The organism is Perlucidibaca aquatica (genome assembly GCF_001676655.1).
GTDB classification, from domain to species: domain Bacteria; phylum Pseudomonadota; class Gammaproteobacteria; order Pseudomonadales; family Moraxellaceae; genus Perlucidibaca; species Perlucidibaca aquatica.
Window position 1 is genome coordinate 113645 of sequence record NZ_LZDB01000002.1, and the last position, 19732, is coordinate 133376.

The window sequence follows — 19732 nt, forward strand, 5'->3', positions numbered from 1 at the left end:
CTGATTATTGAGGGGTAGGTTGTGAGCTATAACGAAGACGAAACGCTAGATCAATTGAAAACGTGGTGGGCTCGTTACGGCACGCCATTGTTGCTGTCGGTGGCGGTCGTTTTGCTGAGCTTCTCGGGCTGGCGTTATTGGACGTCGAGCCAGTTAGAGGCGGCTAGCGAAGCCCAAGCCTTGCAGCAACAAATGGCAACGGCCATGCAGCGTTTAGCGGTGAATACCGAAGATAAAGCGGCCAATACCGATGTGCAGCGTTTGGGTCAGCAATTAATCAATGAATATGCCCGCACCCCTTATGCGGTGGATGCGGCCCTGCTATTGGCAAAGCGCGCGGTTGATACGGGTGATCTCGCTGCCGCTGAAAAGCAACTGCGTGCCGCGATTGATTTGAAGCCATCGGCTGAAATCACGCTGTTGGCTAAGACCCGACTCGCGCGTGTATTGGCCGCCCGTAAGCAATATCCAGCGGCCTTGGCGGTCTTGGATGAGCTAGGTGATGACGATGCAGCAGCACCGTTAGTGGCTGAAGTCCGCGGCGACATCCTCTTGCTACAAGGTCAGCGCGATGCCGCAGCGAAAGCCTATGCGGCTGCAGATGCAGCCCTGGCTGCGCGGGATGAAGCCCGTCCCGTATTGGATTTGAAGTTGGCCGATGTGGGCTTAACGCCGGCTAAACGTGCCAGCGACGCAGACTCGGGAGTTTCTCCATGAGCACGGAAGGAAAGACCTTAGGGGTCTTGAGGCCTCTGCTGCTGGCGGCTTTAGTGTCCGCTATCAGTGCTTGCAGCAGCGTGCCTTCGGGCGACGCAGCGGCGCCTGCCGTGGCAGCCCCCTTAAAAGCGGGAGAGTTGCCTCGACTGCCGGAAAAAGCCATTAACATTGAAGATCGCTGGTCGGTCAGTGTGGGGAATGGTGCGGGCGGTGAAGCTTTGTCTTTGGAGCCAGCCGTTCAAGCGCCGGCCATTTATGTGGCGAGTCGTAACGGGGTGGTGAAGTCCATTGGCAGAGCGTCCGGTACTGAGCGTTGGGAAATCAAGCTCACCGATGGCGTTACGGGTGGCGTCGCCGTAGACGATGACTTGCTGATCGTGGGTACAGACCAAAGTGATCTGCTCGCCATCAATAACAAAAACGGCAAACCTGTTTGGCGCGCGCCGCTCGGCTCGGCGTTGTTATCCACGCCGCGCATCAATGCAAAAGTGGTCGTTGTACAAACCTTAGATGGCCGTGTGCAAGTCTTTGAGCGCACCACTGGCAAGCGTCGCTGGCAGTTTGATACCCCGGTTCCGCCACTGTCACTGCGTGGCAATGCGGCGCCGGTGATCAGTAATGACAAGCTTTATGCGGTCAGTGGCCAAGGCGATTTGTATCAGCTCGATCTCGCGACTGGCCTGCCGATCTGGCAAACGCGCGTGACTAACTCGCGCGGTCGCGGTGAAATTGAACGCCTCATGGACATTGATGGCGACCTCGTGCTTGACAGCAATGGCACGCTCTACACCGCAGGCTTTCAGTCGCAATTAACCGCAACCGACACACAGCAAGTTCGTCGCCGCTGGCAGCTTAATGTTTCCACCACGCAGAGTGTTGGCGTGGACAATGCGCAAGTCTATGCCGTGGATGTGGATGGCACGCTGGCAGCAGTGAATCGCATTACCGGTGCATTGGTGTGGAAGCAAGAGTCGTTGAAAGGCCGCAAATTGCTCGCGCCGGTGATTTGGCGAGGGCTGGTAGTGGTTGGCGATAGCGAAGGCTATCTGCATATTTTTAGTCCTGTCGACGGCGCCGTGCGTGGCCGTGAACGCGCCGCCCGCGATCCGCTCATGAGCGTGATGGTGGATGCGCCGCAACTGTTAACGCTGACGGTTGATGGCACCCTGCGTGCCTGGGACATGAAGCTGTAACCGGCTGTTTGCCGGCTTTGAGAATTTGAGATGAAACCTGTTATTGCCCTTGTAGGGCGCCCTAATGTCGGCAAATCCACGCTGTTTAACCAGCTCACGCGTAGCCGCGATGCGCTGGTTGCTGACTTGCCTGGTCTTACCCGTGACCGTAAATATGGCGATGCCAAGAACGAAAACAAATCGTTTATTGTGATCGACACCGGCGGTATTGGTGAGTCAGAGCAGGGCATTGATGCCCCGATGGCAGAGCAATCGCGCTTAGCCATCGAAGAAGCAGAAATCGTGCTGTTTCTGGTCGATGCGCGTGCGGGGCTTACGCCATCCGACACGCAAATCGCGACAGAGCTTCGCTCACTGAGTAAGCGCGTACACCTCGTCGTTAATAAGATTGATGGTATTCAGGAGGAAGTCGCCTTGGCGGACTTCCATGCCTTAGGTTTTGGCGAATTGCACGGTATTGCGGCCAGTCACGGCCGTGGCATCACGCAGATGATTCAGGCCGTACTCATTGACTATCCGGAAGATGAGGAAGAGGTTGATGACCCTGAAGCGGGCATCAAAATTGCGATCATCGGCCGTCCGAATGTGGGTAAATCAACGCTGGTTAATCGCTTATTGGGCGAAGATCGCGTGGTCGTTTACGACATGCCGGGTACCACGCGTGACAGCATCTATATTCCCTACGAACGTCAGGGACAGCGCTATACCCTGATTGACACGGCGGGTGTTCGTCGTCGTGGTCGCATTGATGAAGTCGTTGAAAAGTTCTCGGTGATTAAGACCCTGCAAGCCATTAAAGATGCGCATGTGGTGGTCATGGTCATGGATGCGCACGAGAGCATTGTGGATCAGGATCTCAACCTGCTGGGCTTTGCGCTGGAAGCGGGTCGCTCCATCGTCATTGCGATTAACAAATGGGATGGCATGACTGACTATGAGCGGCAGACGCTAAAGACCGACATGCTGTTGCGCTTCGACTTTATTCCGTTTGTGAAAATCCACCTCATCTCCGCGAAATTTGGCACGGCTGTTGGTGATTTGTACCCGTCCATTCAGCGAGCGTTTGAGTCGGCGATGATCAAAGTGCCGACCAGTCAACTCACACAGCTCTTGGCCGATGCAATTGAGCAACATCAGCCTCCGCTAGTTTCTGGTCGTCGTATTAAGCTGCGATATGCCCACATGGGCGGCTCGAACCCGCCGCTGTTTGTGATCCACGGCAATCAGACCGAGTCCGTGCCAAAAGACTACAAGCGCTATCTGGAAAATGTGTTCCGTAAGCATTTACGCCTGCAAGGAACGCCTATTCAGCTGGAATTCAAGACCAGTGATAACCCGTATAAGGATCGTGTGAATAAACTCACGGAAGCGCAATCTGAGCGCCGTCGGCGCTTTGTTCAGAAGCATAAGAAGCGTGAACGCAGATAGCGCTTCGGGTTGGATTAAAGTCTACTTAGCGACATGGGTGGTCGGCTCATCTCTGTCGCTAAGTGCCGATGAGCTAGGTTTTGATGGCAATCAGGTTGCCATTCCCACGGTCATTTCCGCTGCACGACTCACGCAGTCAGTTCTTGACACACCCGCCTCCATTACCGTGATTGATCGCGCCATGATTCGTGCTCTTGGCACGCGTGAATTGCCCGATATTTTGCGCTTGGTACCTGGCATGGTGGTTGGACGAGAGTCTGGCTCTGAGGCTTTTGTTGGCTATCACGGCACATCCGCCGACGGCGCTCGGCGTATGCAGGTGCTGGTGGACGGACGATCCATTTATGAAGCCGCGTTGGCGCGTGTGGATTGGATAGGCTTGCCCTTAGATGTGGAAGACATCGAGCGTATTGAGGTCGTTCGCGGCCCAAACTCAGCGACTTATGGCGCCAATAGTTTCTTTGCGGTAGTCAATATCATCACACGCAATGTCCAGGAGGTGCCCAATGCGGAGCTCTTGGTTAGGGCTGGTGATGATCATATCCGCGACGGATTTGCCCGATTGTCACTGCATGGCCTAGGTGGCGATTGGGCGTGGTCCGTATTTCATCGCGAAGACACAGGCTTTGATATTAATGCCCGGAAAAAGACACCATTCAAAGACGATAAAGTGGTGGACGGTGGCTATGGCAAAGGCCAATACACGACAGTTAACGATGGCTTGCTCACACTGTCGGCTGGCTTTTCGCGCATGGTGGCCGAGCAGGCGCGGCGCAACGATACCTCCATTTACCGCGAGCTACCCGTCGCCACATTAGAGACAGGCTATGTGGGCGTGCACTGGGATCAGCCCCTAAACAGCCAGCATCGACTTAATCTTAAGGCCAATATAAATACGCTGAACCGCGATGAGCCTTGGTATGTGCGCATTCCCTATTTGGTGGTATCACCGGAGTTGACGGCACTTTTTGCACAAGACAAATCGCTCGCTAATCGCTTTGCAGATGACCCCGTGATGACCTGCGCGAGCCCAGACTTCGTCACCAATGCGCGACTTCGGGCGGTTTGCTTACGGCTAGCGGATCGCAACTACACGGACTTGCGGAATTACACGACCAATCAAGATTATCGCGAACAGCGTGTTGAGTTTGAAGTGAGTGACCTTTGGTTGCCGTTGCCATCCTTGAGAGTGGTGCTCGGCGCTAACCTGAGTCAGTCGCAGGCGAGCTCCGTAAACTTCCTCAATGGGGACGCAGAGAATCGGGTGAGCTCAGGCTTTGGTCATGCGGAGTGGCGCCTGAGTGATCAGTGGCTGTTGAATGTGGGCGCTGCGGCTGAGCGGGATGATCAGTCGGGAGAAAATTTTTCACCGCGGGTGGCGTTGTCGTGGCAGCTCAAACCGAACCAAGTGCTACGCGCCATTCACTCGCGGGCTGTGCGTACGCCAGATATTGCTGAGAGTCAGTTCAATGCACACTACTATGCGACCACAGACGACCGTTCGCAAAGTGCCTACGATGGGGCTTTTTTTCAATCTGCCGTTGCCGACGGTAGTGCGAAAACAGAGCGTATTCGCTCCAATGAAATTAGTTATTTCGCCCAGTATCAACGGCTACCGGTCAGTCTCGATGTGCGCCTATTCCGTGACGAATTAGACCTTACACGGAATCAGTTGGAAATCGATGACCTCATCATCGGGGGCTACGAGTACTATCTCATGCGGGGCGCGGAGGTCAGTACCGAGTGGCGGCCGTCGAGTTTCCAGCGTGTGCAACTGAATTATGCCTATCTGCGCGTTAATCGACCTTCAGATCGGGGTAATGAGAATACGGATTTCGTACCCACGCACAGTGGCAGTGCCATTTGGGCATGGTATGACCCTAATGGCTGGCGGGGCTCACTGGCCTACGGTTTTTACAATAATTTAAATAAAGACCTGTTTTTTGACCGACTCGACGCCCACGTTGGGCACGTGCTGCGCGTGTCCGAAAAACAGACCTTAGATTTGGGGCTGACGGCTCAAGTTCGCCTGACTCGTGATGCTGAGTTGAGGCGAGATAACGGTGTGGATTCGCCGCAGCGAATTTGGGCCAGCGTCGGCTGGCGATATTAATTCTGACTAGGCTATCAAGGATGATTGCACGCAGCAGAGAGCGAGGTTCGCGTAGTTGGCAGCGATGCGTGGCCTTCACCTGCGCGATGGTTGTGTGCTTTTTTTCGGTCAACACACACGCCATGACCCGAGTCGGATTGTGGGGTGCACCTTCTGCGGTAGTGCAGCAGTTGCGCTCCACGCAACCGCAGATCGATTGGCAGGCCGAGCCTTTGGGGGCGGACACGCAGCTCCATATCGCGTGGCATGCCGATGCCTACGATCGGTTGCTGACAGCGGAAAAGCGTGAACCCATCCTGCTGCTAATTTCCTCTCTGACACAACGCAATCTCGCCCGCGCACACGATTCGGCTTTGCTTTGGGGGCCGCCGCTCCTCCAGCAAGTGCGATTGGCTCGACGTGTTATGCCGTTGGCTAAACGTGTGGGGGTGATTGCTCGCCAAGGGCTGGATCGTGAAGCGCAACTGAGCCAGGCGCGCCACCTAGAGACGCTTGCTGCAGGTGTGAGGTCGGAAGGCATTACCTTAGTTCCCTTACTCTTGACGCCACCCATCTCGGCGCGCGCCCTCGCGGAAGCATCAGAACAAGTCGATATTTTTGTGGCGACTAACGACGAGGTGTTGTTTAACCGCGATACAGCAAAACTGATTTTGCTCACCGCCTACCGGCATCAAAAGGCTTTGATTGGGCCCAGCCCTGCCTTTGTGAGTGCCGGTGCCGTGGCGACGATGGCTGTTCCCAAGTCGGCACTGATTGCGGAATTAATTGCGCGTGTTGAGCATTGGCAAAAAACCGGTCGGCTTGGGGAGCCCAAGACGGTAGAGCAGTTTCAGCCATTACTTAACCCACAAGTCGCACGTTCACTGGGGCTTTATTTGACGCCTGACTTACTTCGTGAGGCTCAGCCATGAGTCAACAAATTCGACTCAGCCAACAGCAGTTACGTATGGCGGTTTTGGTGCTCGCCTTAGTGCCTGCTTTGGTGGTTATGGCGCTGGTGTTAGGCACGACTACGAACATCCGTTTGCAGGATGATCTGAAAGGCCTAGATATTTCAGCTCAGCAAACAGCAGATCAATTGGCTGCAAGCGCCGACTACGCACTGATGTCGAATCAGCAAGACTTGATGAGTGCCGGCATTGAGCGTGTCACCCGCCGGCCTGAAGTTGCGGCAATTCGTGTGTTTGATGCACGGGGCCAGCTGTGGCTGCATAAGGGCAGAATGTCCTCAGAGTCGCTCTTCGCGGATGATGAGCTACGCCAGTATCGTGCCGTAGTGGTGGTGCCCAAAGCCACGGCCGATCCCAACGATTGGTTTGCAGGTGAGTCTAGTCAAACCGATGCTGAGCGTTTAGGCGAAGTCCAGCTCTGGGTCAGCACGAATCAGATTGAGCAGCGTGAGCGCAGTGTGTTGGTGCAAGTGACACTGCTGGCCATCTGCGTCTTGCTGCTGACGTTGGCCCTAGCGTGGGGCATCTCTGAGCGCGTGTTGGCACGATATGCCTTGCTGGATTATGACGCGCAACGGCAACGTTTAATTAGCCAAGATCTGATGCGCCAAGCGAATAAGCACTGGCGCACAGAGCAGGCGCTGCAATTGCGCTGGGGCAAATGGTCACACGATGTGCGTACGCCACTCCATGGGGTCAGCGGCTTACTGGAATTGCTCGACACCACCACCCTGGATGACGAGCAGCAAACCTACGTGCGATCAGCACGCGATGCGGCACGCGCACTGGAAATCAGCTTGCGCAATAACCCGTTGGCGACCACGAGCGATCAGCTCGACGGTTTGAGCGATGAAGCATTGAGCGAAGCTCAACGGCATTGGTTAAAAAGACGAATTTTGTTGATTGAAGACGACCCGGTCAGTACGCACCTAATGACCAGTTTGTTGCAGTCCTGGGGCGTCGAGTTGACCGCGGTGGCCACGGGTCATGAAGGCCTGCAGGCGCTTCAAGCGAGTTGGGATTTGATTTTGTTGGATGGTGAGCTGCCCGATTATGACGCCGTGTCTTGGTGGCAGGCCATGCAAGCATTACCGTCGAGCGCCTGCGCGTTGCAAGGGCCTGTGGTCGTTATCACCGCTCACGATGATGACAAATACCTTGCTAAGTATCAGGCAGCGGGTCTGGATCCGGTGCTGATCAAGCCCGTAAGAGGGCGGCAGTTACTTAGTGTGTTAACGCCGCTGCTCCGCGTTCACTGACTCATTTCTTTTTCTGTGCGGGCAACAGAATAGCCGGGTTGATGCGGCTGTCGTTCAGGCTCACGGTCCAGTGTAAATGCGGGGCAGTCGCTCGCCCGGTGGCACCCACCAAGCCCACAACCGTTCGCTTTGTTACCTGCTGCCCCACCGTCACCTGAATGTCGCTGAAGTGGCAAAGCATAGAAAACAGGCCCTGACCGTGATCAATAATCACGGTACGGCCATTAAAGAAGTAATCACCGATTAGCGCGACGGAGCCCTCTGCAGGTGCCAATACCGGCGTGCCTTGTTTGCCCGCAATATCAATACCTAAGTGGGGCGCGCGTGGCTCGCCATTAAAAAAACGACGTAAACCAAACTCACTGCTCACACGGCCATGCAGTGGCCACTGGAAGACGGGCCATGGGGCGACGTTTTGTCCGCTATACACCCGATATACCGCTTTTTGTTCCGCCGCTTCGCGTTCAAACCGGGCGTTTTGCTCGATGTTGGGCGTGACATATTGCGTTTGCGTGAGCTGAAGGTGTTGCTCTGCATACGCCCGCTCGCGCACCGTAGTTGCTGCAATGAGTTCACCGCGATTATTGACCAGCTGCTGTGAGCCGATGTCGCTAAGGCCTATGCCGATCATTGCCGTGGGTTGATTGTTGACGAGACCCACCCAAACGGGACGGTCTTGATATCGCAGCGGGTTGCCCTGTGCCGCTTGAGTCAGTACCTCCGCTGTTACCGGCACAGACCAGAGGCCGCCATTCACCACTGTCTGGTCGGTTTGAGCTTGAACGGTGGCGCAGCTGGATAGCAACCAACTGCCGAGTAGGAGTGCGCCAAGTCGCATTATTCCTGTCTGTTGCGAGTTCGTCTTGACCGTCATTTTGGGTTCTCAAAAGCAGTGGCATGAATTGCCGTGATGGATGCGGAGACTTCGCCCGCATTCAGTTTTGCGCGCACAACATCGCCCACGCGAACCTGTGTTGCATCGCGGAGTACGCTACCGTCCTGCTTGGAAATAATCGCGTAGCCACGTGACAGTACGGCGAGCGGGCTCACCGAATGGGCGCGCTGCATTAAGTTATGCAAATGCTGTTGGCGTTGCACTAGGCGCTGCTGTATCGCCCGCAATGCTCGCTGTTGCAGCGTCGATACCCGTTGCGCGAGCGCGGGTATTTGCCGTGCAGGATCACGTGCTTTTAAGCGGATGATGCGTTGTTGCAGTCGCTCACGGCGCTGTGTCAACAACTGTCGAAGCTGGCGTGTGAGGCGTAATTCCAATTCGTCTAAACGCTGACGCTGATCCAGTAATTGTCGAGCCGGACTGCGTAAGCGTCGTTGCACGACATGAAGGGCTAATTGACGGCGCTGATGGTCGCGTTGCCACGCATTGAGCAGACGCGCCTTGGCCAACTTGGCTTGCTCCCGCCACTGTTGTTGATTTGGGCTGACGAGTTCGGCCGCCGCCGACGGGGTAGGGGCACGAACGTCCACCACAAAATCGGCAATGGTGAAGTCAATTTCGTGGCCAACACCGCTCACCACGGGCACCGGCATGTCCGCTAAGGCGCGAACGACGGCTTCATCGTTGAAGGCCCAGAGATCTTCAAGCGATCCGCCGCCACGAGCCACAATCACCACATCAAAGGGCGGAATACGTTGCCCTTGGGTGTCTTGGAAATCATTTTCAAACAGGGATTTTAGTAGCGCCAAGCCCGCCACAATGGCGGGTGGTGCTTCAGTGCCTTGCACGGGTACCGGAATCAAGGTCACTGGCAGCCCAGGCGCACGCCGTTTTAATACCTGCAGGATATCCCGCACGGCCGCCCCGCTGGGTGAGGTCAGCACGGCAACCCCGCGTGGGTTCGCGGGGAGTGGGCGTTTGCGCTCTGCCGCAAATAAGCCTTCAGCCGCAAGACGTGCTTTCAGCATCTCATAAGCCTGTTGCAGGGCGCCTAACCCAGCATCTTCGAGATGCTCTACCAACAGTTGATAATCGCCACGCGGCGCGTAAAGGCTGACACGAGCGCGAACCAGCACTTGTTGCCCATTTTGCGGCGGCTGTTGCAACCTTGCTGCCGTGCGTGCGCCTTTAAACATAGCTGCACGCACCTGTGCCTGGTCGTCTTTAAGGGTGAAATACAAATGCCCGGAGCTGGGTGCCGATACATTAGACAGTTCGCCACGCAGCCAAATTCGCCCGTAATTGAATTCCAGTAGCTCGCGCACACTGCCGTTGAGCTGGCTGACCGTGAGCACGGAGGGCGGAGCAGACATAGCAAGCACTCAAAGAGTTTGTTGGAGGTTTAGTATAGGCAGTCCAGGGGCAATGGAGAATTGCTCATGCATGTCATCAAGTCTGCGCTTGCTACCTGACGGGAGCGACTGAAATCGTTATACTGCGCGGCTAATTTCGGTTGCCCAATGGAGTAGCGCCATGCTCGACATCGTTCAAGAAGCCCTGACCTTTGATGACGTCTTGCTGCTGCCCGCATACTCCAACGTGCTGCCCAAGGATGCCTGCCTAAAAACGCAGCTCACCCGAGGCATCCAACTCAATGTGCCATTGGTCTCTGCGGCCATGGACACCGTCACCGAAGCGCGCATGGCCATTGCCATGGCGCAGGAAGGCGGCATCGGCATTCTGCACAAGAACATGGACATCGCCGCTCAGGCCGCCGAAGTGCGTCGCGTGAAGAAATTCGAAGCCGGCATGGTGCAAGACCCGATCACGGTCAGCCCGAAGACCACGGTCGGCGAGCTCATCGAGCTGACCCAGGCCAACCGCATTTCCGGCGTGCCGGTCATGCAGGGCGACCAAGTTGTCGGCATCGTCACCAGCCGCGACCTGCGTTTCGAGACGCGCATGGATCTGCCGGTATCGGCCATCATGACGCCGCAAGACAAACTGGTCACGGTGAAGGAGGGCGAGTCGCCCGAGCGCATCAAGGCCCTGCTGCACGAACACCGCATCGAGAAGGTGCTGGTTATTGATGATGACTTCCGCCTAAAAGGTCTGATCACGGTCAATGACTTCCAGAAAGCCGAACGCTTCCCGAACTCTTCCAAAGATGCCCATGGTCGTCTCCGCGTTGGCGCTGCCGTCGGCACCGGCGCTGAAACGCCGGCTCGCGTCGAAGCGCTGATCGAAGCGGGTGTAGACGTGCTGGTGGTCGATACCGCTCACGGCCACAGCCAGGGCGTTATCGATCGCGTGCGCTGGATCAAGCAGAACTACCCATCCATGCAGGTTATTGGCGGCAACATCGCCACCGGTGAAGCGGCGCTGGCGCTCATGGAAGCGGGTGCCGATGCCGTCAAGGTCGGCATCGGTCCAGGCTCGATCTGCACCACGCGTATCGTCGCCGGTATTGGCGTGCCGCAGATCTCCGCTATCGACCTCGTGGCGCGTGCGCTAAACAACCGCATCCCGCTTATTGCCGACGGCGGCATCCGTTTCTCCGGCGACATCGCCAAGGCCATCGCCGCCGGTGCCAGCTGCATCATGGTCGGCTCGTTGCTCGCCGGTACCGAAGAGGCGCCGGGCGAAGTCGAGCTGTTCCAAGGTCGCTACTACAAAGCCTACCGCGGCATGGGCTCGCTCGGTGCCATGGCGCAGCGCGGCGGCGGTTCCGCTGACCGTTATTTCCAGGATGCCTCCGCGGGCGTCGAGAAGCTGGTGCCGGAAGGCATCGAAGGTCGCGTTGCTTATAAGGGCCCCATGAGCGGCATCATCCACCAGATGCTCGGCGGCCTGCGTTCGAGCATGGGTTACACCGGCTCGGCCGATATCGAAGACATGCGCAGCAAGCCCAAGTTCGTGAAGATCACCTCGGCCGGCATGAAGGAATCGCATGTGCACGACGTGACCATCACCAAAGAAGCCCCGAACTACCGCGTAGGTTGAGAGCCGTAACATGACCCATGATATTCACGCCCACCGCCTGCTCATCCTCGATTTCGGCTCCCAGTACAGCCAGCTCATTGCCCGCCGCGTGCGTGAGCTCGGCGTGTATTGCGAACTGCGCGCCTTCGACATGACGGACGACGAGATCCGCACCTTCAATCCCAAGGGCATCATCCTCTCCGGTGGCCCGGAGTCGGTGACGGAAGCCGGCAGTCCGCGTGCGCCGGACAGCGTGCTCACGCTCGGCGTGCCGGTGCTGGGCATCTGCTACGGCATGCAGACCATGGCCGAGCAGCTCGGTGGTCGCGTCGAGGGTTCGGATATCCGCGAATTCGGCTATGCCGAAGTCACCGTCGAGTCGGATCTGGCGCAGGCCACCAACAACAGTGCCGACACCCGTCACGATGCTTTCTTCGGCGACTTGCATGACCGTCGCAACGCTGACGGTGAATCGCTGCTCGATGTCTGGATGTCGCATGGCGACAAAGTCGTCGCCATTCCCGACGGCTTCCGCATCACCGCGTCCACACCAAGTTGCCCGATTGCTGCCATGGCCGACGAGGCCCGCGACTTCTACGGCGTGCAGTTCCACCCGGAAGTCACGCACTCTAAGCAGGGCGGTGCCATGCTGCAACGCTTCGTCCACGACATCTGCCAGACGCAGGCGCTGTGGACCCCGGAAAACATCGCCGAAGACGCCATCCGCCGCGTAAAAGCGCAAGTGGGCGATGACCAGGTACTGCTCGGTCTGTCCGGCGGCGTCGACTCTTCCGTGGTTGCCGCGTTGCTGCACAAGGCCATCGGCGACAAGCTTACCTGCGTGTTTGTGGACAACGGTCTGCTGCGCAAGGGCGAGGGCGATCAGGTCATGGCCATGTTCGCGCAGAACATGGGCGTCAAGGTCATCCGTGTCGATGCCGAGGACGAGTTCCTTGGCAAGCTCGCCGGCGTCGCTGACCCGGAAGCCAAGCGCAAGATCATCGGCAATACCTTCATTGATATTTTCGACCGCGAATCCGCCAAGCTGGCAGCCGGCGGCGTGAACTGGCTGGCTCAGGGCACGATCTATCCGGATGTCATTGAGTCCGCTGCCAGCAAGACCGGCAAGGCTCACGTCATCAAGTCGCACCACAATGTGGGTGGCCTGCCCGAACACATGAAAATGCAGCTGGTCGAGCCCCTGCGCGAGCTGTTCAAGGACGAAGTCCGCAAGCTCGGTCTCGCCCTGGGCCTGCCTTACGACATGGTCTATCGCCACCCGTTCCCTGGCCCCGGCCTGGGCGTGCGCATCCTCGGCGAAGTGAAGAAGGAATACGCGGACATCCTGCGCGAAGCCGACCACATCTTCCTCGAAGAGCTGCACGCGGCCGGCTGGTACCACAAGACCTCGCAGGCCTTTGTCGTGTTTCTGCCGGTGAAGTCTGTCGGTGTCGTCGGCGATGGCCGTCGCTACCAGTGGGTAGTGTCGCTGCGTGCCGTCGAGACCATCGACTTCATGACCGCGCGTTGGGCGCATCTGCCCTACGAGCTGCTGGAGAAGGTCAGCAACCGCATCATCAATGAGATCAGCGGCATTTCACGCGTGGCTTACGACGTGAGCAGCAAGCCGCCGGCCACGATTGAGTGGGAATAACCGTTTTCTTGTGGTGCTAAGTCACAGGCCTTAGTATGACTGAAATCTATAGGACGGTTTCAGTCATGCCACAGTCTGGTCAAGCCACAGAAAACGCTACCTTGCAAGCTGTGCGTGCGCTATTGCCGGCATTAGTGGCGCAAGGTGTCAGCACAGTCATCGTGTTTGGCTCGGCGGCGCGCAATGCCTTACATTTCGACAGTGACTTGGATATTGCTGTGCAATTGGCCCAGCCGCTTTGCTTGGCGAAACGTCAGCAATTGATTGAATTGCTGACATTAGCCACCGGTCGCGCCATTGATTTAATCGACTTGCGTACGGTAGGCGAGCCACTGCGCGGGCAGATTCTTCATACGGGTATTCGCCTGCACGGCAGCACGGAAGATTACGCCAACATCATGCAAAAGCATGTTTATGATATGGAAGACTTTATGCCCTATGTGGCTCGCCTGCACCAAGAGCGGCAGAAAGCATGGCTCAAGTAATCAACAGTAAACTCGATTCGCTTCAGCGCTGCTTGGCGCGTATAGAGGCGCGCTGCCCGGTCTTGCTGGAAGATTTGCTGACCGATTTGGATGCGCAAGATGTGGTTGTGCTTAATTTAAGTCGCGCGGTACAGATCAGTGTCGATATGGCGTTAATGGTGTTGGCATCTAAACAGGCGCCAAGCCCAGATACCATGGGTAAGGCATTCGAAGCGCTCGCCGAACTGAATATCATTTCAGAGGCGCTCTCAATGCGTCTGCGAAAAGCGGTAGGTTTTCGCAATCTCGCGGTACACAGCTACGATGCCATTCGTTGGGAAATTGTGTTTGCTATTGCCCGCGAGCACTTAAATGATTTCCGAGATTTCGCGAAACACATTCGTCAGCATGTTTGAAGCCAATTTACGCGGCGAAGATTTTACCAGCTCAGACGAGCACTTCATGCGCCTCGCCCTCGCCGAAGCCGAGCTCGCCGCGGGCAAAGGCGAAGTCCCGGTCGGTGCGGTGATCGTCGCGCCCGATGGCGAGACCGTCATTGCCCGTGGGCATAATCAACCCATCACCACCCACGATCCCACCGCCCATGCCGAAGTGGTCGCCATTCGCGCAGCGGCGCAGGCGCTACAAAATTACCGGCTGGATGGCTGCAGCTTGTTTGTTACTCTGGAGCCCTGCACCCAGTGCGTCGGGGCACTGGTCCATGCACGCCTGAAGCGCGTGGTGTTTGCGGCGAGTGAACCGAAAGCGGGCTCCTTGCAGAGTGCACGCCAGCTCATGGCGCCGGAGTCGGGCTATTTCAACCATCGCTTTGTCTGGCAGGGTGGGGTGCTGTCGGCGGAGGCCAAAGCGCAGTTGCAGGCCTTCTTTAAAACGCGTCGGTCGTCACTGGCTGTTTCCGTGGCTCAACGCCCGGACGATGAAAGGCCGCTGATTTAGAAAGCCGATTGATTTGTGGCCTGCAATTTGCTTGAATGCGTGGCATTGGTAGCGACTGCGCCCGTTGCCGTCGCCGCACGTCAATGCTGTCATCGGCTTGTCTTGTTTGGCGAATACTTTTGCGCACACCAAGGAGAATGAAGATGAAAAAGTTGCAAATGATTGCTCTCGCAGCCGCACTGTCGGTAACCGGCGCTCACGCTGCTGTGGCTGAAGCCACGGTGTCCACGGCTGCACAAAGCGGCTGGACCGTTGGTTCCGTGGTGACAGCCATGGGCGGCACCTTCACCGTGATCGCTATCACGGCAGGCGTTGCCACGCTGGCCGTGGTGGCTGCCAACAACGGCGGTTCGTCGGGCACCACCGGTACTGTTGCGCCAGTTCTGAACTAAGCAGTCTGTGGTGAAAACAGAGGCATGTGCGTAACCACATGCCTCTGTTGTTTGTGGTGAATAGGTTTCAAATTAAAGGATTTAGCGCATGAAAGTAGCAGTTCGCTGGGCAGTTCCCGTGGTATTGGCGATGGTGAGCAGCGGTTGTGTACTGGCACCGGGTCAATCCGTGAATCCGCCGAACGCCTTCTTTCGTGACGATGCCGATGTGCAAGTACTGCCCATCTCCAGTAAATTGATGGCGCAACTGCAAGCGTCAGATCAGGCTTCGGCGCAAGTGCCGACGGAATTGCTGACGCACAAACCGTCCGACTACCGTGTTGGTTCTGGCGATGTGCTGAATGTCACCATTTGGAACCAGCCCGAACTGATGCTCACGGGCACCTCCAGCACCAATCCAGAGCAGGCCGGGCGTGTGGTTCGCCCCGATGGCACCATTTTTTACCCGTTTGCCGGGGTGGTGAAAGTCACGGGCCTCACGCTCGATGAAGTGCGCACCACGCTCACGCAGCGCCTCACCAAAGTCTTGCAAAGCCCCCAGTTAGATGTGTCCGTCAGCCGTTACGGCAGTCAAAAAGTCTATTTGGGTGGCGCTTTCCGTCGTTCACAGCCGCTGGAAATTACCACCGTACCGCTGTCGCTCACCGAAGCCATTGGTCGCGGCGAAGTCAGCACCACCGACGCCGACTTGTCGGGCCTCATTTTGAAGCGTGACGGCGTGACCTACCCCATCAACCTTGAAACCTTGGGTTTAGACGGCACCAACACCAGCCGCATCTACCTCAAGCACAACGACGAGCTTTACATTCCCTACAACGATCGTCGCAAGGTGTATTTGATGGGTGAGTTGCAGCAGCAGCGTGCCTTGGCCTTTAAAACCACCGGCATTAGCCTAGCCGATGCCCTGAGCTCGGCTGGCGGCCTGCGTCAGGAAACCTCGAAGTCGGAAGCGGTCTATGTGATTCGTGACACCAGCCCGGCGGGTCGCCCGGGTGCCGTCACCACCATTTTTACCTTAGACAGTGATTCGCCCACGGCCTTGGCGCTGTCGGCGAGCTTCCAGCTCAAGCCGTCGGATGTGGTGTATGTGGGCACGGCGCAAATCAGCCGTTGGAACCGTTTCTTAAGCCAGCTCTTCCCTTCGGCGAGTTTGGTGAATCAGGCACAAAACATTCGTAACGATAACTAAGCCATGACTATTCGCCTCATGATGCGCCTCGCGGGGGTTTTACTGGCCGCGGTTGCCAGCGTGGCCTGTTCGCCGCTCTGGCAGGGCACCGTGCAGGGCCTGCGTGACAGCGTGAAGTCGCCGGCGGCACAGCTCATGGCGAAAGCGCCGGCCGAGGCGGGCAACCTGCTGTATGTGGAAAGCGCGGGGCGTGCCGCGATTCATGTCGGCGTGCCATCCCCGAATGACCCCAATACCGTGTGGTGGGCGGCGCCCGATGGCGTCACCTTGACCTTGCACGACGGTCGGCTGCTCGCGACTGACGGCCTGGATGGCGACCTGCGCGATGTGCGTTGGGCCGAAGCGCCATCGAGCTGGGCATTAGACACCCTGACGCAAGCGAGAATGGTGAAGCAGCGCGATGCCTTTGCCGGCACCGTGGCCGATACCCAGTACACCTACGGCTTTAAAGCCCAGCCTGCGCGCGCCAGCGTCTGGGGCCCGAGTCAGCGTGAGCTGACCTTGGTACAGGAAGTCCCACAGGCTAAGCCAGCGCTCGGCGTGGCCTGGCCCGGTGATCGTTACTGGCTAGACGCCAGCACCGGCCTCGTGCATCGCGCCGAAATTTACTATCGCCCCGACCGCTTCCTGGTGTTGGTGCCGAAAACGCCGTGGTCGTGGCAGCCCAGCAGTACCGCAGGCCTGCAGCGCGTGCTGTCGGTGAATCGCGACGCCGACCCACTGACCCTGCGCTTTACCCTAGACGGCCCGTTGCGTCTGCACCAAGCCTTGGCGCGCTTACCCGTGCAAGATCCCCTCGCGGTGCGCGTGTTACAGCGCAGTGCCGTGGCTGAGCAAGCGGCGAATCAGCGTTTTCTGGCCGCTAGCCTGCAATCCGTTACGCAGGATGTCCGCTTTCCCGGCCTGCCCGCATGGCGCGACAAGCTGGGCAGTATTCCGAGCAATGGCCTGACGCCCATTCCCGCCCTGAATCCCGTGCGCTTGGAGCTCATGCCCACCGCGAATCCGGTGTTGGCGCAAGGCGATGTACTGGTACTGGGCCATCGCCAACAGCACATTACGGTGTGGGATGCTCGCTTGGCCCAGCCCTGTCGGCAAGATTATCAACCGTGGTTGCCAGTAACTGGCTACGTGAATGCTTGCTTGGGTGATCTCGCCGGCTCAGACGTGGTCTGGCTGGCTCGCCCCGATGGACGGATTCAGTCGCTGGCGGTTGCTGCCTGGAACGCTGAGGCTGCGCCGTGGCCTGCGCCCGGCACCCATGTAGTCATTGATAACCCTGCCTTGGCGCGCAGCCTGGCGCACCCCGAGCTCATTCGCGATTTCGCTTGGGCCTTAACCCGTGATTTTGAAGGTGGGCGAGCGCCATGATGCGGTTGAAACTCACTCAACTCAGCCTAGCCGTTGGCCTGCTAACCGGCAGCCTAAATGTTTACGCCGTGGATACCAGTGCCAATGACTTTGGCATGACGGGCGTTTTGCAAACGCCAACCGCGCGCATGCGCGAAGCTGGCGACTTGTCGTTTAGCGTGAACCAAACCGAGCCTTACACGCGCATCAATATGATTCTGCAGCCCTTTGATTGGCTGCAGGGTGGCTTTCGTTACATCGATGTGTCGAATCGCTTGTTTGGTCCGGATATTGCCGGTGGCCAAAGCTATAAAGACAAAGGCATTGATGTGAAGTTTCGCTTAGCGAAAGAGTCACGTGACCTGCCGGAACTGGCGGTGGGCCTACAAGATTTAGGTGGCACAGGCTTGTTTGCGGGGGAATACCTGGTCGCGTCGAAACAGTATGGCGAATTTGATGTGGCAGCGGGTTTAGGCTGGGGCTATGTCGGTGCGCGGGGCGATTTTGCTAACCCGTTAAGCGTGATCAGTGATAGTGCCGATGAGAGGCCTAAGTTTCGTGATAACGCAGGCGATGAAGCTGGCGACATTAACGCCAAGCAGTTTTTCCGTGGTCGTGTCAGCCCCTTTGCCAGCGTGCAATATCAGCCCCTGCATTCCCCCTTTATTTTCAAATTGGAATACGAAGGCAACGATTATCAATCCGAGCCGCAGGACAATAATCAAGAACAAGATTCGCCGTTTAACGTGGGCGTGGTGTGGCAAGCAGCCCCCTTTATTGATTTTCAGCTCGCCTTGGAGCGCGGAAATACGCCCATGGTGGGGCTAACCTTCCACACCAACTTAGCGAAAACGGCTATCCAACCGCGTCGCTACGACCCTGCGCCGGTGCCGCTACGCCCAGAGGGGACTGCACCCGATGTCACATCAGAGGTTAGCGCTAGTGACTTAGCGGCATGGGCTCCAGTGCTGGAAGAGCAAGCCGGGTTGGTGATTCAGCACATGAGCCTGCGCGGCGATGAATTAATCATTGAAGCGGAGAGCCAGCGCTATCGCCACGGCAGTGAAGCGGCGAGTCATGTCGCGCGGGTGCTCGACCAGCGAGCGCCTGAACAAATTCGCTGGTTTACGTTGCAGCAGGAAACGTATGGCCTAACCTTGGCTGATACCCATATCGACCGTCCGCTGTGGCGGAAAACGCAGTTAGCGCCTAGTACCCCCGGTGAGCAAGCCGCGGCGATACAACTAGAAGCCCCGGCGCTGCTCGCCGCAGACAGTGCGCCCGTACATTACCAGCCCCCCCAGGATCCACTAACCGGCGGCATTGGCTTAGGTTATCAACAAACCCTTGGTGGCCCAGACGGCTTTGTGCTGTACCAGCTCTCGGTCAATGCCGAGGCGGAATACCGCCTAGCGCCCGGTGCGTGGTTCAGTGGCGTGGCCAGCTATCGATTCTTTGATAACTACGACAGCTTCGATTACACCGGCCCCAGCAAGCTCCAGCGTGTGCGCACCTTTGCCCGTGAATACCTTACCACCAGTGACATCACCGTGCCCAATGCGCAATTCACGGCGGTGACTGACCTCGCGCCGAATTGGTTTGGCATGGTCTATGCCGGTTACTTAGAGAGCATGTTTGCCGGGGTGGGGGGCGAAGTGCTGTACCGGCCCTTTGGCCGCGGTCTGGCGGTGGGCTTTGACCTGAACTACGTGCAACAGCGCGACTTCGACCAGCTCGCCGGGTTTTGTGACACCGCCGACGACAATGGCACGACAGTGAACTGTGATTATCGCGTGCTTACCGGCCATGCCAGCTTGTACTGGCGCACGGGCTGGGAAGGCGTATTAGCCACGGTGAAAGCCGGTCGTTACTTAGCCAAAGATATGGGTGTGACGCTGGATGTTAGCCGTCAATTCCCCAACGGCGTGGAAATGGGGGCGTATGCCACTGTGACCGATGCCGGCAGTGACTTTGGTGAGGGCAGCTTCGACAAGGGCATTTACGTGAAAGTACCGTTTGACTTGTTCCTGCCCAAGGCCACGCGTTCGGTGGCTAACATTAACTGGAACCCGCTCACGCGAGACGGCGGTGCCTTGCTGAATCGCAAATACCCGCTGTTTAACCTCACGGAACAGCGCGAGCCCGCATTATTCAAAATGCCCGGTACTTTCTAACAAATTCTTACAGCA

The 19732-nt window shown here is 57.4% G+C and carries 17 protein-coding genes; 15 read left to right on the forward strand and 2 right to left on the reverse strand.

The window, feature by feature from the left end:
- The first annotated feature begins 21 nt into the window (after positions 1-21).
- The 6 genes from A8710_RS04160 (at position 22) to A8710_RS04185 (ending at position 7660) form a co-directional block, all read left to right on the forward strand.
- On the forward strand, positions 22-717 hold the full coding sequence (locus tag A8710_RS04160) for a YfgM family protein (RefSeq protein ID WP_068858248.1): 696 nt from the start codon (positions 22-24) through the stop codon (positions 715-717).
- A complete protein-coding gene (bamB, locus tag A8710_RS04165; protein ID WP_068858249.1) occupies positions 714-1910 on the forward strand; it encodes an outer membrane protein assembly factor BamB in 1197 nt (398 codons plus the stop codon). Before A8710_RS04160 ends, bamB begins: the two co-directional genes overlap by 4 nt.
- Positions 1911-1940: 30 nt before the next feature.
- A complete protein-coding gene (gene der, locus A8710_RS04170) occupies positions 1941-3338 on the forward strand; it encodes a ribosome biogenesis GTPase Der (protein ID WP_068858250.1) in 1398 nt (465 codons plus the stop codon).
- Positions 3325-5451: a TonB-dependent receptor plug domain-containing protein gene (locus A8710_RS04175; protein ID WP_068858251.1), complete on the forward strand. Its 2127-nt coding sequence runs from the start codon at positions 3325-3327 to the stop codon at positions 5449-5451. The genes der and A8710_RS04175 overlap by 14 nt, the downstream gene beginning before the upstream one ends.
- 122 nt (positions 5452-5573) lie before the next feature.
- Complete coding sequence (locus A8710_RS04180) at positions 5574-6362, forward strand: type 1 periplasmic-binding domain-containing protein (RefSeq protein WP_157686280.1); 789 nt, start codon at positions 5574-5576, stop codon at positions 6360-6362.
- Positions 6359-7660, forward strand: coding sequence for a response regulator (locus tag A8710_RS04185; protein WP_068858253.1), 1302 nt, complete (start codon positions 6359-6361; stop codon positions 7658-7660). Before A8710_RS04180 ends, A8710_RS04185 begins: the two co-directional genes overlap by 4 nt.
- A gap of 1 nt (position 7661) precedes the next feature.
- Here the strand turns inward: A8710_RS04185 and A8710_RS04190 are convergent, their stop codons facing one another.
- On the reverse strand, positions 7662-8534 hold the full coding sequence (locus A8710_RS04190) for a M23 family metallopeptidase (protein WP_082968650.1): 873 nt from the start codon (positions 8532-8534) through the stop codon (positions 7662-7664).
- Positions 8531-9928: an exodeoxyribonuclease VII large subunit gene (xseA, locus tag A8710_RS04195; protein ID WP_068858254.1), complete on the reverse strand. Its 1398-nt coding sequence runs from the start codon at positions 9926-9928 to the stop codon at positions 8531-8533. Before xseA ends, A8710_RS04190 begins: the two co-directional genes overlap by 4 nt.
- 160 nt (positions 9929-10088) lie before the next feature.
- On the opposite strand from xseA, the gene guaB reads away from it, so the two are divergent.
- The 9 genes from guaB to A8710_RS04240 all read left to right on the forward strand — a co-directional run bounded on the left by guaB (position 10089) and on the right by A8710_RS04240 (position 19717).
- Entirely contained in the window at positions 10089-11558 is a 1470-nt protein-coding gene (guaB, locus tag A8710_RS04200; protein WP_068858255.1) for an IMP dehydrogenase, read from the forward strand.
- Between the two features lie 10 nt (positions 11559-11568).
- Positions 11569-13191 carry a glutamine-hydrolyzing GMP synthase gene (guaA, locus tag A8710_RS04205; protein WP_068858256.1) on the forward strand — a complete coding sequence of 541 codons (1623 nt, stop codon included), beginning with the start codon at positions 11569-11571 and terminating at the stop codon, positions 13189-13191.
- 65 nt (positions 13192-13256) lie between these two features.
- The gene (gene mntA, locus A8710_RS04210; protein ID WP_068858257.1) at positions 13257-13676 is read left to right on the forward strand and encodes a type VII toxin-antitoxin system MntA family adenylyltransferase antitoxin; all 420 of its coding nucleotides are present in this window, start codon (positions 13257-13259) and stop codon (positions 13674-13676) included.
- Positions 13664-14071: a type VII toxin-antitoxin system HepT family RNase toxin gene (hepT, locus tag A8710_RS04215; RefSeq protein ID WP_068858258.1), complete on the forward strand. Its 408-nt coding sequence runs from the start codon at positions 13664-13666 to the stop codon at positions 14069-14071. The genes mntA and hepT overlap by 13 nt, the downstream gene beginning before the upstream one ends.
- Positions 14064-14612, forward strand: coding sequence for a tRNA adenosine(34) deaminase TadA (gene tadA / locus A8710_RS04220; protein ID WP_068858259.1), 549 nt, complete (start codon positions 14064-14066; stop codon positions 14610-14612). Before hepT ends, tadA begins: the two co-directional genes overlap by 8 nt.
- A gap of 143 nt (positions 14613-14755) precedes the next feature.
- The gene (locus A8710_RS04225) at positions 14756-15004 is read left to right on the forward strand and encodes a hypothetical protein (RefSeq protein WP_068858260.1); all 249 of its coding nucleotides are present in this window, start codon (positions 14756-14758) and stop codon (positions 15002-15004) included.
- Between the two features lie 88 nt (positions 15005-15092).
- Entirely contained in the window at positions 15093-16193 is a 1101-nt protein-coding gene (locus A8710_RS04230; RefSeq protein ID WP_068858261.1) for a polysaccharide biosynthesis/export family protein, read from the forward strand.
- 3 nt (positions 16194-16196) lie between these two features.
- Entirely contained in the window at positions 16197-17564 is a 1368-nt protein-coding gene (locus tag A8710_RS04235) for a YjbF family lipoprotein (RefSeq protein WP_068858262.1), read from the forward strand.
- Positions 17561-19717 carry a YjbH domain-containing protein gene (locus A8710_RS04240; protein ID WP_082968651.1) on the forward strand — a complete coding sequence of 719 codons (2157 nt, stop codon included), beginning with the start codon at positions 17561-17563 and terminating at the stop codon, positions 19715-19717. The genes A8710_RS04235 and A8710_RS04240 overlap by 4 nt, the downstream gene beginning before the upstream one ends.
- The last annotated feature ends 15 nt before the right edge of the window (positions 19718-19732 follow it).

Excerpts from the sequence above, each read along its gene's own strand:
- guaB (WP_068858255.1), top strand. The coding sequence starts at position 10,089 with ATGCTCGACATCGTTCAAGAAGCCCTGACCTTTGATGACGTCTTGCTG.
- guaA (WP_068858256.1), top strand. The coding sequence starts at position 11,569 with ATGACCCATGATATTCACGCCCACCGCCTGCTCATCCTCGATTTCGGC.
- A8710_RS04235 (WP_068858262.1), top strand. The coding sequence starts at position 16,197 with ATGACTATTCGCCTCATGATGCGCCTCGCGGGGGTTTTACTGGCCGCG.
- A8710_RS04190 (WP_082968650.1), bottom strand. The coding sequence starts at position 8,534 with ATGACGGTCAAGACGAACTCGCAACAGACAGGAATAATGCGACTTGGC.
- bamB (WP_068858249.1), top strand. The coding sequence starts at position 714 with ATGAGCACGGAAGGAAAGACCTTAGGGGTCTTGAGGCCTCTGCTGCTG.
- mntA (WP_068858257.1), top strand. The coding sequence starts at position 13,257 with ATGCCACAGTCTGGTCAAGCCACAGAAAACGCTACCTTGCAAGCTGTG.
- A8710_RS04240 (WP_082968651.1), top strand. The coding sequence starts at position 17,561 with ATGATGCGGTTGAAACTCACTCAACTCAGCCTAGCCGTTGGCCTGCTA.
- hepT (WP_068858258.1), top strand. The coding sequence starts at position 13,664 with ATGGCTCAAGTAATCAACAGTAAACTCGATTCGCTTCAGCGCTGCTTG.
- tadA (WP_068858259.1), top strand. The coding sequence starts at position 14,064 with ATGTTTGAAGCCAATTTACGCGGCGAAGATTTTACCAGCTCAGACGAG.
- der (WP_068858250.1), top strand. The coding sequence starts at position 1,941 with ATGAAACCTGTTATTGCCCTTGTAGGGCGCCCTAATGTCGGCAAATCC.
- xseA (WP_068858254.1), bottom strand. The coding sequence starts at position 9,928 with ATGTCTGCTCCGCCCTCCGTGCTCACGGTCAGCCAGCTCAACGGCAGT.
- A8710_RS04225 (WP_068858260.1), top strand. The coding sequence starts at position 14,756 with ATGAAAAAGTTGCAAATGATTGCTCTCGCAGCCGCACTGTCGGTAACC.
- A8710_RS04185 (WP_068858253.1), top strand. The coding sequence starts at position 6,359 with ATGAGTCAACAAATTCGACTCAGCCAACAGCAGTTACGTATGGCGGTT.
- A8710_RS04180 (WP_157686280.1), top strand. The coding sequence starts at position 5,574 with ATGACCCGAGTCGGATTGTGGGGTGCACCTTCTGCGGTAGTGCAGCAG.
- A8710_RS04230 (WP_068858261.1), top strand. The coding sequence starts at position 15,093 with ATGAAAGTAGCAGTTCGCTGGGCAGTTCCCGTGGTATTGGCGATGGTG.